This window comes from Actinotalea ferrariae CF5-4, assembly GCF_000603945.1.
Lineage (GTDB): Bacteria > Actinomycetota > Actinomycetes > Actinomycetales > Cellulomonadaceae > Actinotalea > Actinotalea ferrariae.
The window spans coordinates 1-14,592 of record NZ_AXCW01000003.1 but is presented as its reverse complement, the minus strand read 5'-3'; the positions used below and the strand labels follow the sequence as shown (position 1 = coordinate 14,592).

The window sequence follows — 14,592 nt, the reverse complement described above, 5'->3', positions numbered from 1 at the left end:
GTCGTCCGCGCGCCGTCGCGCGGGCCCCGGGGGGTCGGGTCCATGGGCAGTATCACTGTGATCCGGGCAAAATGGAACCGGTTCCAGAGAGCGATCTCGCATGCTGGGAGAGCGCTCTCTGCGTGCAGTCGCATCATTGCAGGCCAGAGGCGGATCATGGTCAGGCGTTCGAGCCCGGCCGGCCGGAGGTCGCCGGTGGCCCGCGCCGTCACCCGTCAGTCGAGGCGGACCAGCGCGTCCAGGCCGGTGAGGTGGAGCATGCGGCGGAGCTGGACCGGCGCCCCGACGATGCGCGGCGGCTCCGGCGTCCCGGTCGCGAGCCGGCTCAGCGCCGCCAGACCGGTCGAGTCCACGAAGTCCAGGCCCTCGCAGCGCACGACGACGGGCCGCCCGCTCGCGAGCACCTCGTCGACGCGGACGAGGAGCTCGTCCCGGGTGTCGGCGTCGACGTAGCCCGTGAGCTCCAGCACCGCGACGTCGTCCTCGGCCGTCCGGTCCCTGCCGCCCGGGCCGTCGCTGTCCGGGACCGACCCGTGGCCGTCCTGGTCCGCGTCCTCCGCCATCACCCCTGGCACCTCCACCTCGAACCACACGGCCTTGCCCCCGCCGGGGAGCAGCTCGACCCCCCACGCCCGCGACAGCTCCGACACGAGCCACACGCCCCGCCCGCCGGGCGTGCCCGCGTCGGGGTGCAGCACCTGCGGCAGGCCGTCGCCGTGGTCGGTCACGGTGATGCGCACGCCGCCGTCGACCGCGACCACCTCCAGCACCGCACCGCCGCTGCCGTGGCGGGTCGCGTTGGAGGCGACCTCGCTGGTCAGGAGCGCGACGACGGTGAGCTCCTCGGGACCGGCCCCCAGCGCCGCCGAGCGGTCGGAGGCCCATGCGCGGGCCTCAGCCAACGGCGCGTCCGGGTCGATGGTGAACAGGTGGCGGTCCTCACGCACGACGGTGCCGTGGGTCTCTGCGGAGGGCGGCCACCCGGCGAGTGTCCCAGGCGTGCGGGCGATCGTCTCGTCGGCCGTCGCGGGCGCGTCGTCGTCGGGGCTCACCTGCACGGCCAGGAGCGCGACGTCGTCCTGGGCCCGGTCCGGGAGCATGCGCTCCAGGACCGCGTCGCACAGGTCCTCCAGGTCCAGGGGCCCCAGGCCGCGCAGCACCTGCTGGAGGTCCAGGACGCCGTCGCGGGCCGGCCGGTCGCGCCGCTCCACGAGGCCGTCGGTGTAGAGGAGCACGGTCGTGCCCGTCCCGACCCGGACCGTGGAGTCGGTGCGCTGGGCGTCGACCGTCACCCCGACGAACAGGTCACGGCGGTCCGCCACGAGCGGGCGCACCTCGCCGTCGGGGGACAGCAGGAGCGGCGGTGGGTGGCCCGCGTTGGACCAGTGGAGCAGGTGGTCGCCGTCGGCGGTGGGCTCGAGGCGCGCGACGACCAGCGACGCCATCGTGCTGACCTGGAGCAGCTCGACGGCCCGGTCGAGCTGGTGCAGCAGCGCGCCGGGCGTGGACCGCGTGGGCCCCTCGGAGACGGCGATCCCGCGCAGCAGGGAGCGCAGCTGCCCCATCGCCGCCACCGCCTCGTTGTCGTGGCCGACGACGTCGCCGATGACCACGAGCGTCGAGCCGTCCGCGTCGCGGAACGCGTCGTACCAGTCGCCCCCCACCTGGGCCGCCTCCGCCGAGGGCACGTACCGGACCGCGATCCGGAGGTCCTCCCCGCGCACCGGCTCGGTCAGCATCGAGCGCTGGAGGCGCTCGGCGAGGCGCACCTGGCGCTCGCGCAGGCGGGCGTTGTCCAGGGCCAGACCGGCCCGGGCCGCGATCTCCTCGGCGAGCCGCAGCTCGTCCTGGTCCAGGGAGGGGCGGCCGTCGTGGTTGAAGAGGCTCAGCAGGCCGAGCGTCCGGCCCCGGGCGCGCAGCGGCAGCAGCGTCCCCGTGTGCGGGGCCAGCGCGTCGAGGAGGTCCCGCGCCTCGCCCGGCCGCAGGACGGCCCGGACCTTCGCCGTCGCGTCCGCCTCGAGGTGCACGATCTCGCCGGTGGACATGACCCGGTCGACGTACGAGCCCGACGTGAGCTGCTGGAGCCGCACCGCGGCGTAGCGGTCGGCCAGGGGCTGGCTGGCGGGGTCGGCGTGGCGGGTCGCGACGTCCCGGAGCGACGGCACCCGGTTCCCGTCCTCGACCACGAGCGTGACGATCGCCCAGTCGGCGAGCTCGGGCACGACGCGGTCCGCGAGCGCCCGCACCGCGTCCTCCGGGTCGGCGCTGCCGGCGAGCACCGCCGTGATCTCGGCGAGCAGCGAACCGCGGCGGGCCGCGTGCTCGAGCGCGTGCGTCGCGTCCCGGGCCTGCGTCACGTCGAGGAGGTAGACCGCGAGCCCGTCCGGCCCCGGCCAGGCGCGCACCTCGAGCCAGCGCACGGGCGGCGCCGGCGGCTGGACGTCGAAGACCACCGGCTGCCCGGTCTCGACCGCGTGCCGGTACCGCTCCTCCCAGACCGTGCCCACCGAGTCCGGGTAGAGCTCCCAGAGGTCCCGACCGAGGGTGTCCCGGCGGGACCGCCCGAGCATGCGCTCCGCCTCCGCGTTGAGGTACGTGAAGCGCCAGTCCCGGTCGAGGAGGAACAGGGCCGTGGGCATCGCCTCGAGCAGCCGGGTCGTGCGGGCCTCGCCCTGCGAGAGGCTCGTGCTGTCGATCACCGACCCCACCGCACCCAGCACCGCCCCGGCGTCGTCGCGCACGAGGCGGGCGTGGGTGAGCAGCCAGCGCGGCTCGTCGGTGGTGTCCAGGGCGCGGTACTCGACCGTGATCTCGTCCTCGCCCTCGCGACCGCCCAGCAGGGCCTGGGCGATGCGTGCCCGGTCGTGGGGGTGGAGGCGGTCGGCGATCCCGTCGACGGGGAGCACGGTCGCCTCGACGTCGCCCCCGGTCGCGACGAGGTCGTCCAGCCCGAGCAGGGCGGCGAAGGCACGGTCGACCGCGACGGTGCCGGAGCGCAGGTCCCACGCGAACGTCCCGACGCGGGCGGCCCGCACCGCCGGGGCACCGAGGAGGCCCACGAGGGTCTCCGCTGCGTCGTCGGACCCGAGCACGTCGCGCGGGGAGGGCCCGGACCGGCCGGGGACCGTCGCGGGCGGGGCGGTGTCGACGCCCGGCTGCTGCGGATCGGGCACGCGCCCTCCTCCGTGGGTCGGTGTCCGGCAGCGTAGCCGCGGACGCGGCGGTCCGCCGGTCGGGGCGCACGGGTCCTGCCCGGGCGGCGCGCGTGCCTGCCCGGCCGGGGCGTCCGGCGCGGCCACCTACCCTCGGACGGTGACGACCCCTCCCGACGCGCCGCGCCCGACCCAGGCCACCGCCTTCTCCTTCGACGCGCTCCGGCGGGCCCCCGACGTCGAGGCGCCGGACCTGGTCGCGGTCGACGCGACCGACCGGCTCCTCCTCGACGAGGCCGCGGCCGCCCTCGCGACGGCCGGCCCGGGCGAGGTCGTCGTCGTCGGGGACCGGTACGGCGCGCTGACCCTCGGCGCGGTCGCGCTGCACGGCGCGACCGGGGTGCGGGTCCACCAGGACGAGCTGACGGGGGAGCTGGCGCTCGCGGCGAACGCGGAGCGGGCGGGCCTGGTGACGCCGTCCTCGACCGACGCGCTCTTCACGCAGCTGCCCTTCACCCCCGACCTCGTGCGCGGCGCCCGCGTCATCCTGCTGCAGCTCCCGCGGTCGCTCGACGCCCTCGACGACGTCGCCGCCCTCGTGGCGGCGCACGCGGCCCCCGACGTCGTGCTGCTCGCGGGGGGCCGCGTCAAGCACATGACCCCCGCGATGAACGGCGTCCTCGGGCGGCACTTCGCCGAGCTCCAGGCCCGCCTCGCACGGCAGAAGTCGCGGGTCCTCGTCGCGACCGGCCCGCGTCGGCCCGACGACGACGCGACCGCCACGGCCGGCGACACCCGCTGGGGCACGCCGGCGCGCCATCACGACGCCGACCTGGACCTCGTCGTCTGCGCGTACCCGGGGGCGTTCGCCGGCGCCCGCGTCGACCTCGGCACCCGGGCGCTGGCCCCGTTCGTCGAGCGGGCGGTGCCGGACGCGGCGTCGGCGGTGGACCTGGGCTGCGGGACGGGCGTCCTGGCCACGCTGCTCGCGCGCACCCACCCCGGGGCGCAGGTGCTCGCGACCGACGTCTCCGCCGCGGCCGCCGCCTCGGCGCACGCCACCGCCGCCGCCAACGGCGTCGCGGACCGGGTGACCGTCCGGCGGGACCACGGGCTGGCATCGGTGCCGGACGCCTCGGTCGACCTCGTCGTCCTCAACCCGCCGTTCCACACGGGTGCGGCCGTGCACACCGGCATCGCCCGGCACCTCTTCGCCGAGGCCGGCCGGGCGCTGCGGCCGGGGGGCGAGCTGTGGGCGGTGTGGAACTCCCACCTGCAGTACCGACCCGTCCTGGAGCGGCTCGTCGGCCCGACCCGCCAGGTCCACCGCAACCCCACGTTCACGGTCACGGCGTCGCGCCGCGCCTGACGGGCCGCGGACTCCCCTGCTCTGCCGCTCGACACCCCTCTCCTGCGGTCGCACCCGCGCCCGCGCCCGCACCGTGCCGTGACGGGCACCGCCTCGGCGCGGGGGCACGGTCCGGGCACGGGAGGATGGTCACCATGTCAGCCACTGTCCAGGCCAAGGGTGTCGGTGCGGGCTTCGGTCAGCGGGCGCTGTTCACCGGTGTCGACCTCGTCGTCGCGCCGGGCGACGTCGTCGGGCTGGTCGGGCCCAACGGCGCCGGGAAGTCCACGCTCCTGCACATCCTCGCGGGCCTGCGGGCCCCCGACGACGGCGCCGTGTCCGTCTCCCCGCCGCACGCGCGGCTGGGGCTGCTCGCCCAGGAGATCGAGCGGGTCCCGGGGGAGACGGTGCGCGACCACCTCGCCCGGCGCACCGGCGTCGCTCCCGCGCAGGACGCGATGGACGCCGCCGCCGACGGGCTCGCGACCGGGGCGCCCGGCGCCGACGACGCCTACGGCGACGCGCTCGAGACCTGGCTGGCGCTGGGCGGGGCGGACCTCGACGCGCGCCTCGGCACCGTCGCGGACGACCTCGGGCTGACCGTCGACCTCGACCTGCCCATGACGGCGCTGTCGGGGGGCGAGGCGGCTCGGGTCGGCCTGGCCGCCCTGCTGCTGTCCCGCTTCGACCTGTACCTGCTGGACGAGCCGACCAACGACCTCGACGCCCACGGCCTGGACCTGCTCGAGCGGTTCGTCCACGAGGCGGAGGCGCCCGTCGTCGTCGTCAGCCACGACCGGGAGTTCCTGAGCCGCACCGTCACGACCGTCGTCGAGATCGACCGCAGCCTGCAGCGCGTCCTCGTCTACGGCGGCTCGTACGACGCCTACCTGGAGGAGCGCTCGGTGACCCGCCGTCGCGCGCGCGAGGCGTACGAGGAGTACGAGGCGCGCCGGGACGCGCTCCAGGCCCGCGCCCGGATGCAGCGGGCGTGGATGGCCAAGGGCGTGCGCAACGCGCGCCGCAAGGCCACCGACAACGACAAGTTCATCAAGCACTTCCGCGGGCAGACGTCGGAGAAGCAGGCCGCCAAGGCGCGGCAGAGCGAGCGGGCGCTCGAGCGGCTGGAGACGGTGGACGAGCCGCGCAAGGAGTGGCAGCTGCAGATGTCGATCGCCGCAGCGCCACGCTCCGGTGCCGTGGTCGCGGTGGCGCGCGGCGCCGTCGTCGACCGCGGGGACTTCCGGCTCGGTCCGGTGGACGTCCAGCTCGACTGGCAGGACCGGGTGGCCGTCACCGGGCCCAACGGCGCGGGCAAGTCGACGCTCCTGGCGATGCTGCTCGGTCGCGTCGCGCCGACGTCGGGCACGGCCGAGCGCGGGTCGGGCGTGCTGGTCGGGGAGGTCGACCAGGCGCGCGCGGCGTTCGAGGGGGACGCGCCCCTGGGGCGGGCCTTCGCCGACCAGGTGCCCGACTGGCCGACGGCGGACGTCCGCACGCTGCTGGCGAAGTTCGGCCTCGGGGTGCACCACGTCGAGCGGCCGGCCGGCTCGCTGTCCCCGGGTGAGCGGACGCGGGCGGCGCTGGCGCTGCTCCAGGCGCGCGGGGTGAACCTGCTCGTGCTGGACGAGCCGACCAACCACCTCGACCTGCCCGCGATCGAGCAGCTCGAGCAGGCGCTGGAGTCCTTCGACGGGACGATCCTGCTGGTCACGCACGACCGGCGGATGCTCGAGACGGTGCGGCTCACGCGCCGGTGGCACGTCGAGGCCGGTCAGGTCACCGAGGTCCCCGCGGACTGACGCGTCGGGCACCCGGGGGTGCCGGGCCGGTCGGCGCGGGTGGACGTGGAGCATCTCCCGCGGGAGACGCGGTGAACCCTCCACGATGGTGCTCGCGAGACCGTCCGCCGCGTGGCCGGCGGGCCGTCCGCGGTCGACGTCGGCCCGTCGGGTCAGCCGGCCTCGTCCGCCAGGACGACGGCGAGCGCACCGAGCGCGCCGGGCACCAGCGTGTAGTGCACCCAGGTGCCGCGGCGCTCGCTGGTGACCAGGCCGGCCTCGCGCAGGACCCGGAGGTGGTGGGACACGGTGGGCTGGCTCAGGCCGAGCGGCTCGGTGAGGTCGCAGACGCAGGCGCTGCCGCCGTGGTGCGCGCCGATGAGGGAGAGCAGCCGGAGGCGTGCCGGGTCCCCGAGGGCCTTGAACGCCCGGGCGAGGTCCGTCGCGCGGTCCGGGCCCATCGGGTCGCGGACGAGCGGGGCGCTGCAGACGGTGACGTCGGTCAGGGGCAGGGTGCGCACGCTCATGGGGCCATGGTCGCACCTGTATTGACAGGTGTCGATGGACGGGAGGATGCTGGATCGACAGATGTCGATACAGCGGCAGTGCGGTGCAGCAGTGATGCGGCGGCGGGATCCAGCACTGCGGGTCAGTGCGCGATCCAGGAGGAGGCAGTGATGTCCACCATCGAGGTGTTCGAGCCGGCGATGTGCTGCAGCACGGGGGTGTGCGGGACCGACGTGCCGCAGGAGCTCGTCACGTTCTCCGCGGACCTGGACTGGCTGCGCGGCCGGGGCCAGGACGTCGCCCGGTTCAACCTCGCCTCCGAGCCCGCGGCCTTCGCCGGCCGTCCCGCCGTCCTGGACCTCCTCCAGGTCTCCGGCTCCGAGGGTCTGCCGCTCGTCCTCGTGGACGGCGCCGTCGCGATGGCCGGGCGGTACCCGGGCCGCGCGGAGCTCGCCCGCTGGGCCGGCGTCGCCGCCGAGCCCGCCCCGAGCGCCGTGCCGACGCCGGACGCCCCGCCTGCCCCGAGCGCGGTGCCCGCCCCGGCCGCCGTGCTCCCGTTGGCCGGTGGCTGCTGCGGCGGCGGGTCCTGCTGATGGACGCCCTGCCGGCCTTCCTCGTCGACGCCCCCCGCTACCTCTTCCTCACGGGCAAGGGCGGGGTCGGCAAGACGAGCATCGCGTGCGCCGGCGCGGTCGCGCTCGCGCGGCAGGGCCGGTCGGTGCTGCTGGTCAGCACGGACCCGGCGTCGAACGTCGGACAGGTGCTCGGGCTGAGGATCGGCAACACGGTCACGCGGGTGCCGTCCGTCGACGGGCTCTCGGCCCTGGAGATCGACCCCGACGAGGCGACCTCCGCCTACCGCGAGCGCATCGTGGGCCCGGTCCGTGGCCTGCTCCCCGCGGCGGAGGTGCGCCTCATCGAGGAGCAGCTCTCCGGCGCCTGCACCACCGAGATCGCGACGTTCAACGAGTTCACCGCCCTCCTCACCGACGACGTGCTGACCGGACGCTTCGACCACGTCGTGTTCGACACCGCCCCGACCGGCCACACGATCCGGCTGCTCCAGCTGCCGTCGTCCTGGACGGACTTCCTCGACGAGGGCAAGGGCGACGCGTCGTGCCTCGGCCCCCTCGCGGGGCTCGAGCGCCAGCGCACCGTCTACGCCGAGGCCGTCGCCGCCCTCGGCGACCCCGAGCGCACCCGCCTGGTGCTGGTCACCCGGGCGCAGCGGGCCGCCGTCGCGGAGGTCGCCCGCACCCACGACGAGCTTGCCGCGCTGGGCCTGCGCCAGCAGCACCTCGTCGTCAACGCGGCGCTGCCCGAGCCCCGGTCCGGGGACGCGCTGGCCACCGCCGTCCACGAGCGGGAGCGGGCCGTGCTCGCCACCCTGCCGCCCGCGCTCGCCGCGCTGCCGCGGGACGTCCTGGAGCTCAAGGGCGACGACATGGTCGGCCTGGACGCCCTGGGCAGCCTGTTCGAGGCCGGTCAGGTCGCGGTCCCCGGGGACGACGGCGCCGAGCTGCCGCCCCTGCCGCCCGGCGCCCGCTCGGTCGCCGACCTCGTGGACGAGCTCGCCGCGCAGGAGCACGGCCTCGTGCTGCTCATGGGCAAGGGCGGTGTCGGCAAGACCACCCTGGCCGCGGCCGTCGCCGTGGCGCTCGCCGAGCGCGGGCTGCCGGTCCACCTCAGCACCACCGACCCGGCCGCCCACCTGGCCCAGACCCTCGAGGGCACCGTGCCGGACCTGGAGGTCACGCGCATCGACCCCGCTGCCGAGACCGCGCGCTACCGCGAGCACGTGCTCCGCACGAAGGGCGCGAGCCTGGACGACGCCGGCCGCGCGGCCCTGGAGGAGGACCTGCGCTCGCCGTGCACCGAGGAGATCGCCGTCTTCCAGGCGTTCTCGAAGGTCGTCAACGACGGCCGACGGCGCTTCGTCGTCCTGGACACCGCGCCGACCGGGCACACGCTGCTGCTGCTGGACGCCACCGGCTCGTACCACCGCGACGTCGCCCGGCAGATGGGCCCGGCGGCGACCTTCACCACGCCGATGATGCGGTTGCAGGACCCGGGGCACACCCGGGCCGTGATCGTGACGCTCGCCGAGGCGACGCCGGTCCTGGAGGCCGAGGGCCTGCAGGAGGACCTGCGCCGCGCGGGCATCGAGCCGTGGGCGTGGGTCGTCAACGACGTCGCCGCGGCCACCGCCACCACGGACCCGCTGCTGCGGCGCCGCGCCCAGGCGGAGGTCGTCCAGATCGAGCGGGTGCTGCGCAGGGACAGCGAGCGGTGCGCCGTCGTGCCGCTGCTCACGAGCGAGCCGGTGGGCCTGGCCGCGCTGCGGGACCTGGCGCGCCCTGCCGGTGCCAGACTGGCGGGATGAGCGCTCAGCCGACCGCATCGCAGCCCTCGTCGTCCGGTGCGCGGGTCGCGCTCGTCACGGGCGCGAGCGCCGGGTTCGGCGCCGCGATCACGCGCCGGATGGTCGCGGCGGGCTACCGCGTGGTCGCGGCGGCCCGGCGGGTGGAGCGGCTCGACGCCCTGCGGGCCGAGCTCGGGGACGCCGTGCACCCGGTCGCGCTGGACGTGCGCGACGCCGAGGCGGTGCACGCCGTCGTCGCCGGCCTGCCGGAGGACCTGGCGGCGCTGGACGTCGTCGTCGGCAACGCCGGGCTGGCGCTCGGGATGGGCCCGGCGCAGGAGGCGTCGTGGGCCGACTGGGAGCAGATGATCGACACCAACGTGCGCGGGCTCGCCGCGACGGTGCACGCCGTGCTGCCGGGGATGGTCGCGCGGCGGCGCGGGCACGTCGTCGTCATGGGGTCCGTCGCCGGGACCTACCCCTACCCGGGTGGGCACGTCTACGGCGGGTCGAAGGCCTTCGCGCACCAGCTCGCGCTGGCGCTGCGGTCGGACCTGCACGGGACCGGTGTGCGCGTCACGACGATCGAGGCCGGGATGGTCGCCGGTACGGAGTTCTCCCGCATCCGGTTCGGCGGGGACGAGTCGCGCGTCGAGGCGACCTACCGGGACATGCAGCCGCTCACCGCGGAGGACATCGCCGAGACCGTGGCCTGGGTGACGTCCCAGCCGCCGCACGTCAACGTCAACGTCGTCGAGGTCATGCCGACGACGCAGAGCTTCGCCCCGTTCCAGGTCCACCGCGGGTGACCCGGGCCGTGCCCGGAGCGGGGGCTCGGGCACCGCGCGGACGGCGCGTCGACGCAGGAGCAGGCCCGCCTCGTGCGAGTCAGGCCGGCGGTAGCTCCGCGTAGAGCCGGGCCATGCGCTCGATCTCGATGCGCTGGTCGGAGTCGACGTGGTTCGCGAACCGGAACAGCCGCGGGTCGGCGGCCGAGCCGTCGACGGCGAGGAGCTCCTCGACCATGACGATCGCGCCCTCGTGGTGGCGGGTCATGCCCTCGAGGAACAACCGGACGAACGCGTCGCCGGTCGCGGCCTCCAGGGCGGCCAGGTCCTGCTCGCTCAGCATGCCGGGCATGGCGTGGTGCGCGCCGGGGGTGCTGTGCCCGTCGTGCCCGCCCTCCTCGTCGTGCTCCTCGTGCCCGCTGTGCCCGCCGTGGGTCGGGCCGGCGCCGGCGGCGCGCACGGCCTCCTCGTGCTGGGTGAGCATGCGCTCCAGCTGCTCGAGCTCGGCCGTCTGCGAGATGTCCATCCGGCGCACGAACAGCAGCACGTCCTCGCGGTCGGTACGCCCCTCCACGAGTGCCGTCATCGCGAGGGCCTGCTCGTGGTGCACGCGCATGTCCCTGAGGAAGGCGACGTCGGCGTCGCTGAACGGGGACGCGGGCGCGACGTCCGCCTCGACGGCGTCGGGATCGACGACCCGGTTGGGCTCCCCCGGCAGGCCGGGCCGCAGGGTGACGACCTCGCTGCCCTGGGCCTGGTCGGTGCCCTCGCCCTGCTCGATGCCCTCCACCTGCTCGACGTCCGCGGTCCGCTCGGCCTGCCCGGCGCCGCCGAGGGTGCAGCCGGACAGCAGCAGGGCGGCCGCGACCAGGGCGGCGGGGACGGATCGGGCAGAACCGGGCATGGGCCCCTCTCGACCGGGCGTGCGGTCGCCCTCTTGATCTCACGGCCTGGGCCGTGGATATTGATCCGATCATGTTACGCGGACGGTGCGGTCCGCAACGGCGGCAGCGCTGGTGCGGTGCGGGTGGCGAGCCCTCCCCGACGAGAAGAGGACTTCGATGAGAGCACGTCCCTCCGGCCGTGCGGCGCGTCTGCGGACAGCGACGGTGGCGGCGGTGCTCACCGTGGCGCTGGTGCCGGCCGGCGCTGCCGTGGCCGAGTCCGACGCCGACCCGCGGCAGGGCCTGGCGCCCGGCAACAACCCCACCGACGGCGGCGCCGCGTTCACGAGCCCGGACCGGTCCGCCGGCACGGCCTCCCTCGGCATGGACCTGCTCGCCGAGCGCGACAAGCCCGCGTACACGGGGGTGGCGGCCGCCTTCAACTACTCCAACATCAACTCCGACCTCGCCTTCCAGGGCGACTACGCCTTCTCGGGCAACTACCGGGGATTCGGCGTCTACGACGTGTCCGACCCCGCCGCCCCGGTGCTCCGCACGACGGTCGAGTGCGTCGGCGGGCAGGGTGACGTGTCCGTCCACGGCGACCTGCTCTTCATGTCCGTGGAGTCGACGAGCGCCCGGGTGGACTGCTCGACCAGCACCGCGCAGGCCGTGTTCCGCGGGGTGCGCATCTTCGACATCAGCGATCCGCTGGCCCCGCGGTACGTCGCCGGTGTGCAGACCTGCCGCGGCTCCCACACCCACACCGTGGTCACCCAGCCCGGCGTCACCGACACGGTGTGGGTCTACAACTCGGGCACCGCGGGGATCCGGTCCGCCGCCCAGCTCGCCGGCTGCTCCCCGACCTCGACGACGGACCCGGCGACGTCCGCGTACAGCATCGACGTCATCGAGGTGCCGCTGGCCGACCCGGCCGCCGCGCGCGTCACGAGCAGCCCGCGCCTCTTCGCCACGGAGACCCAGCCCATCGCCGGCCTCACCCCGAGCGGCGTCCAGGCCACCCTGCCGGCCGACGACCCGCGCGCCTCGGCCCCCGGCAACCGCGCCGGTGGCCAGCGGGTCGCCGCGACCTCCGCGTGCCACGACATCACCGCGTACCCGGCCATCGCCCTGGCCGCCGGTGCCTGCCAGGGCGACGGCATCCTGCTCGACATCACCGACGCTGCGAACCCGAAGCGGGTCGCCGACGTCTCCGACCCGAACTTCGCCTACTGGCACTCCGCGACCTTCAACGACGCGGGCACCAAGGTCGTCTTCACCGACGAGTGGGGCGGGGGGGTGGGGGCGCGGTGCCGTCCCACCGACCCCACGAACTGGGGCGCCAACGCCATCTTCGACGTCGTCCGCGACGAGGCCGGCACGCCGTCGCTGGTGTGGCGGAGCTACTACAAGATCCCGAACGTGCAGTCGAGCATCGAGACGTGCGTGGCGCACAACGGCAACCTCGTCCCCGTTCCCGGTCGGGACGTGATGGTGCAGTCCTGGTACGAGGGCGGTGCGTCGATCGTCGACTTCACCGACTCCGCCAACCCGAAGGAGATCGGCTTCTTCGACCGCGGCCCCTACGACCCCACCGTGTTCCACCAGGGCGGCTACTGGTCGGTGTACTGGTTCAACGGGAACGTCTACGGCAACGAGATCTTCCTCGGCTTCGACAGCTGGGCCCTCACGCCGACCGAGGACCTGAGCGCCGCCGAGATCGCGGCCGCGCGCGCCGCGACGGTGGGCGAGCTCAACGCCCAGCTGCAGGAGCCGATCGTCCACGCGCCGAGCTTCACCCTCGTCCGTGCGACGTACGACCAGGCTGTGCGCGCCGGCGCACTGGATGCCGAGGAGGCCGCGGACGTCCAGCGCTTCGTCGACCGCGCGGAGGGCTTCGCCGCCCGCAACAAGACCTCGGCGAGGGCCACGCTCAACGCCGTGGCCGGCGAGCTCACCGCCCCCGGCCAGGAGGCGCTCGCCGCGGAGCTGCGTCGTCTGGCGGGCAGCCTCTGACGAAGCCTCTGAGGCACCGGAGCGCCGCCGGGCGCCCGACGACCGCGGCCGTCGCACCTGCTGGTGCGGCGGCCGCGCCGGTCCTCACGAGGACGACGCCGGGCTCCCTGCCGTCCCCGGTCCACCGCGGGTGACCCACACCTCGTGCAGGTGCTCCAGCACCAGGACCCCGGCGGCGGCGGTCCACAGCACGTCGCGCACGCCGAGGTCACGCAGCGGCCGGCGCTCGCGGCGCGGCTGCGCCTGACGGCCGACGACGAACAGCGTCGTCGTCAGCAGCGCCAGGAAGAGGACCGTGCCCATGCCGTCAGCATCGGCTGCCCCGGACCGGTCCGTACGGGACCAACGGCCGCCCAGCCGGGCCGGGACGGCCGCCCGGCTGAGCCGGCACGGCCGCCCGGCCGGGGACGGGCGCGGCAGCGCGTAGCGTTCTCGGAGAGTGCTGCCGGACGGGCGGCAGCCCGGCGGGACCGGGACGGCGGGAACGGGGACGGGATGGCGCGGGACGCAGCGGCGCGGGCGGCGCAGGAGGAGCAGGACCGGTCGGGCCGCTGGGCCTGGTTCGTCCTCGGGGGCACGCTCGTCGTGGTCGCGCTGGTCGTGACGCAGCTCGTGGCGGCGTGGCGGGACGACAGCGCGGCGCGCGCCCTGCTGGCCGACCTGTCCCCGCTCGAGCGCGCGGTCCTCGCGGACCGGGTCGTCGACGCCGAGGAGATGGACCAGGCCCTGCGCGCCTGGGTCACGTGCCAGGAGTCGGCGGGCTTCCGCGTCGAGCCGGGCGGCGAGACGTACGGCCGCAGCGACTTCTCCCGCGAGCTGGGCAACGGGGCGGCGCAGCAGGCGGCGGAGGACGCGGGCACGGAGTGCGACCGCGAGAACGACGCGATCGAGGCGGTCTGGTTCGTGCAGCACGACGTCGGCCGCGGCGAGCTGGGTGCGGCGCGCGAGCGCCTGGTCGAGTGCGTGTCCGGCGTGCTCGGCACGGAGGTGGACCTCGGCCTGGCCCTGTCCTGGTACGCCGACGCCGTGACCGGCCCCGACCCGTGGGACGACCGGACGGCCGTGCGGACCTGCTCGGCCGAGGTGACGGCGGCGACGTCGTCGGGCTTCGCGCCGCGGGGGCTCGAGCCGCTGCTGGAGGAGGCAGACCTGGGGTGAGCGCCCCGGTGCGCGAGCTCGCGTCCGACTGCACGCGGTGCGTCGGGCTCTGCTGCGTCGCCCTGCCCTTCCGGCGCTCCGCGGACTTCCCCGTCGACAAGGCGGCCGGGGACCCGTGCCGGAACCTCCTGGCCGACCACTCCTGCGGCATCCACGACCGGCTTCGCCGGGAGGGCTGGGTCGGCTGCACCGTGTACGAGTGCTTCGGTGCGGGCCAGGCGGTCACCGCCGCCTTCCCCGCCGGGTGGCGCGACGGTCCGGCGCCGGCGATGTTCGCCGTGTTCCCCGTCGTCCAGCAGGCCCACGAGGTGTTGCGGCACCTCGCCGAGGCGGCCGCCCGCACCGACGACGCCGCCCTGCGCGAGCGGGCCCGCGACCTCACCGCCGAGCTGGGTGCCGCGGTCGACGCGGTGCTGACCGACGGTGCCGAGGCCGCGGGCCTCGACGTCGCGGGGTGGCGGGGGCGGGTCGGGCCGCTCCTGGCCGAGGTGAGCGCCGCGCTGCGCGCCTCGGTCGACCGCGGGCCGACCCCCCCTGGGACCTCCCGGCGGTCACGGCACGGCGCGGTGGCTCCGCGGGCCGACCTGGTCGGCGCC

The 14,592-nt window shown here is 75.8% G+C and carries 12 protein-coding genes; 8 read left to right on the top strand and 4 right to left on the bottom strand.

The window, feature by feature from the left end; genetic code table 11:
* Positions 1-215 precede the first annotated feature (215 nt).
* Positions 216-3,173, bottom strand: a complete 2,958-nt coding sequence (locus N866_RS00825; protein WP_052022197.1) for a SpoIIE family protein phosphatase — start codon at positions 3,171-3,173, stop codon at positions 216-218.
* Between the two features lie 139 nt (positions 3,174-3,312).
* Here N866_RS00825 and N866_RS00820 point away from each other — a divergent pair, with 139 nt between their 5' ends.
* Positions 3,313-4,521 (top strand): class I SAM-dependent methyltransferase, encoded by a 1,209-nt coding sequence (locus N866_RS00820; RefSeq protein WP_034221312.1) that lies wholly within the window; start codon positions 3,313-3,315, stop codon positions 4,519-4,521.
* Positions 4,522-4,655: 134 nt separating this feature from the next.
* Positions 4,656-6,302: an ABC-F family ATP-binding cassette domain-containing protein gene (locus N866_RS00815; RefSeq protein ID WP_034221310.1), complete on the top strand. Its 1,647-nt coding sequence runs from the start codon at positions 4,656-4,658 to the stop codon at positions 6,300-6,302.
* 152 nt (positions 6,303-6,454) lie between these two features.
* On the opposite strand, the gene N866_RS00810 is transcribed toward N866_RS00815, so the two are convergent.
* Entirely contained in the window at positions 6,455-6,808 is a 354-nt protein-coding gene (locus N866_RS00810) for an ArsR/SmtB family transcription factor (RefSeq protein WP_034221307.1), read from the bottom strand.
* Positions 6,809-6,958: 150 nt separating this feature from the next.
* Here N866_RS00810 and arsD point away from each other — a divergent pair, with 150 nt between their 5' ends.
* Genes arsD through N866_RS00795 form a run of 3 tightly spaced genes read left to right on the top strand, consistent with a single transcriptional unit; the run spans position 6,959 to position 9,959 of the window.
* On the top strand, positions 6,959-7,381 hold the full coding sequence (gene arsD / locus N866_RS00805) for an arsenite efflux transporter metallochaperone ArsD (protein ID WP_081802192.1): 423 nt from the start codon (positions 6,959-6,961) through the stop codon (positions 7,379-7,381).
* Positions 7,381-9,171, top strand: coding sequence for an arsenical pump-driving ATPase (gene arsA, locus N866_RS00800; protein WP_034221304.1), 1,791 nt, complete (start codon positions 7,381-7,383; stop codon positions 9,169-9,171). The genes arsD and arsA overlap by 1 nt, the downstream gene beginning before the upstream one ends.
* Positions 9,168-9,959, top strand: a complete 792-nt coding sequence (locus tag N866_RS00795) for an SDR family NAD(P)-dependent oxidoreductase (RefSeq protein ID WP_052022196.1) — start codon at positions 9,168-9,170, stop codon at positions 9,957-9,959. Before arsA ends, N866_RS00795 begins: the two co-directional genes overlap by 4 nt.
* Positions 9,960-10,038: 79 nt before the next feature.
* Here the strand turns inward: N866_RS00795 and N866_RS19580 are convergent, their stop codons facing one another.
* Positions 10,039-10,842 (bottom strand): DUF305 domain-containing protein, encoded by an 804-nt coding sequence (locus N866_RS19580; protein WP_052022195.1) that lies wholly within the window; start codon positions 10,840-10,842, stop codon positions 10,039-10,041.
* Positions 10,843-10,999: 157 nt separating this feature from the next.
* Between N866_RS19580 and N866_RS00785 the strand changes: the two genes are divergently transcribed.
* Positions 11,000-12,838, top strand: coding sequence for an LVIVD repeat-containing protein (locus N866_RS00785; protein WP_155855128.1), 1,839 nt, complete (start codon positions 11,000-11,002; stop codon positions 12,836-12,838).
* 84 nt (positions 12,839-12,922) lie between these two features.
* Here N866_RS00785 and N866_RS00780 read toward each other — a convergent pair whose 3' ends face one another.
* Positions 12,923-13,141, bottom strand: coding sequence for a hypothetical protein (locus tag N866_RS00780; RefSeq protein WP_034221301.1), 219 nt, complete (start codon positions 13,139-13,141; stop codon positions 12,923-12,925).
* A 192-nt stretch (positions 13,142-13,333) separates the two neighbouring features.
* Between N866_RS00780 and N866_RS00775 the strand changes: the two genes are divergently transcribed.
* Both N866_RS00775 and N866_RS00770 read left to right on the top strand, forming a co-directional pair.
* Positions 13,334-13,996 carry a hypothetical protein gene (locus tag N866_RS00775; RefSeq protein WP_034221299.1) on the top strand — a complete coding sequence of 221 codons (663 nt, stop codon included), beginning with the start codon at positions 13,334-13,336 and terminating at the stop codon, positions 13,994-13,996.
* Positions 13,993-14,592: hypothetical protein (locus N866_RS00770; RefSeq protein ID WP_052022193.1), on the top strand; the 600-nt coding region annotated here is incomplete at its 3' end. The genes N866_RS00775 and N866_RS00770, both read left to right, overlap by 4 nt.

Coding starts and splice junctions, on each gene's coding strand:
- N866_RS19580 (WP_052022195.1), bottom strand. CDS start 10,842: ATGCCCGGTTCTGCCCGATCCGTCCCCGCCGCCCTGGTCGCGGCCGCC.
- arsD (WP_081802192.1), top strand. CDS start 6,959: ATGTCCACCATCGAGGTGTTCGAGCCGGCGATGTGCTGCAGCACGGGG.
- N866_RS00775 (WP_034221299.1), top strand. CDS start 13,334: ATGGCGCGGGACGCAGCGGCGCGGGCGGCGCAGGAGGAGCAGGACCGG.
- N866_RS00785 (WP_155855128.1), top strand. CDS start 11,000: ATGAGAGCACGTCCCTCCGGCCGTGCGGCGCGTCTGCGGACAGCGACG.
- N866_RS00810 (WP_034221307.1), bottom strand. CDS start 6,808: ATGAGCGTGCGCACCCTGCCCCTGACCGACGTCACCGTCTGCAGCGCC.
- N866_RS00780 (WP_034221301.1), bottom strand. CDS start 13,141: ATGGGCACGGTCCTCTTCCTGGCGCTGCTGACGACGACGCTGTTCGTC.
- N866_RS00815 (WP_034221310.1), top strand. CDS start 4,656: ATGTCAGCCACTGTCCAGGCCAAGGGTGTCGGTGCGGGCTTCGGTCAG.
- arsA (WP_034221304.1), top strand. CDS start 7,381: ATGGACGCCCTGCCGGCCTTCCTCGTCGACGCCCCCCGCTACCTCTTC.
- N866_RS00795 (WP_052022196.1), top strand. CDS start 9,168: ATGAGCGCTCAGCCGACCGCATCGCAGCCCTCGTCGTCCGGTGCGCGG.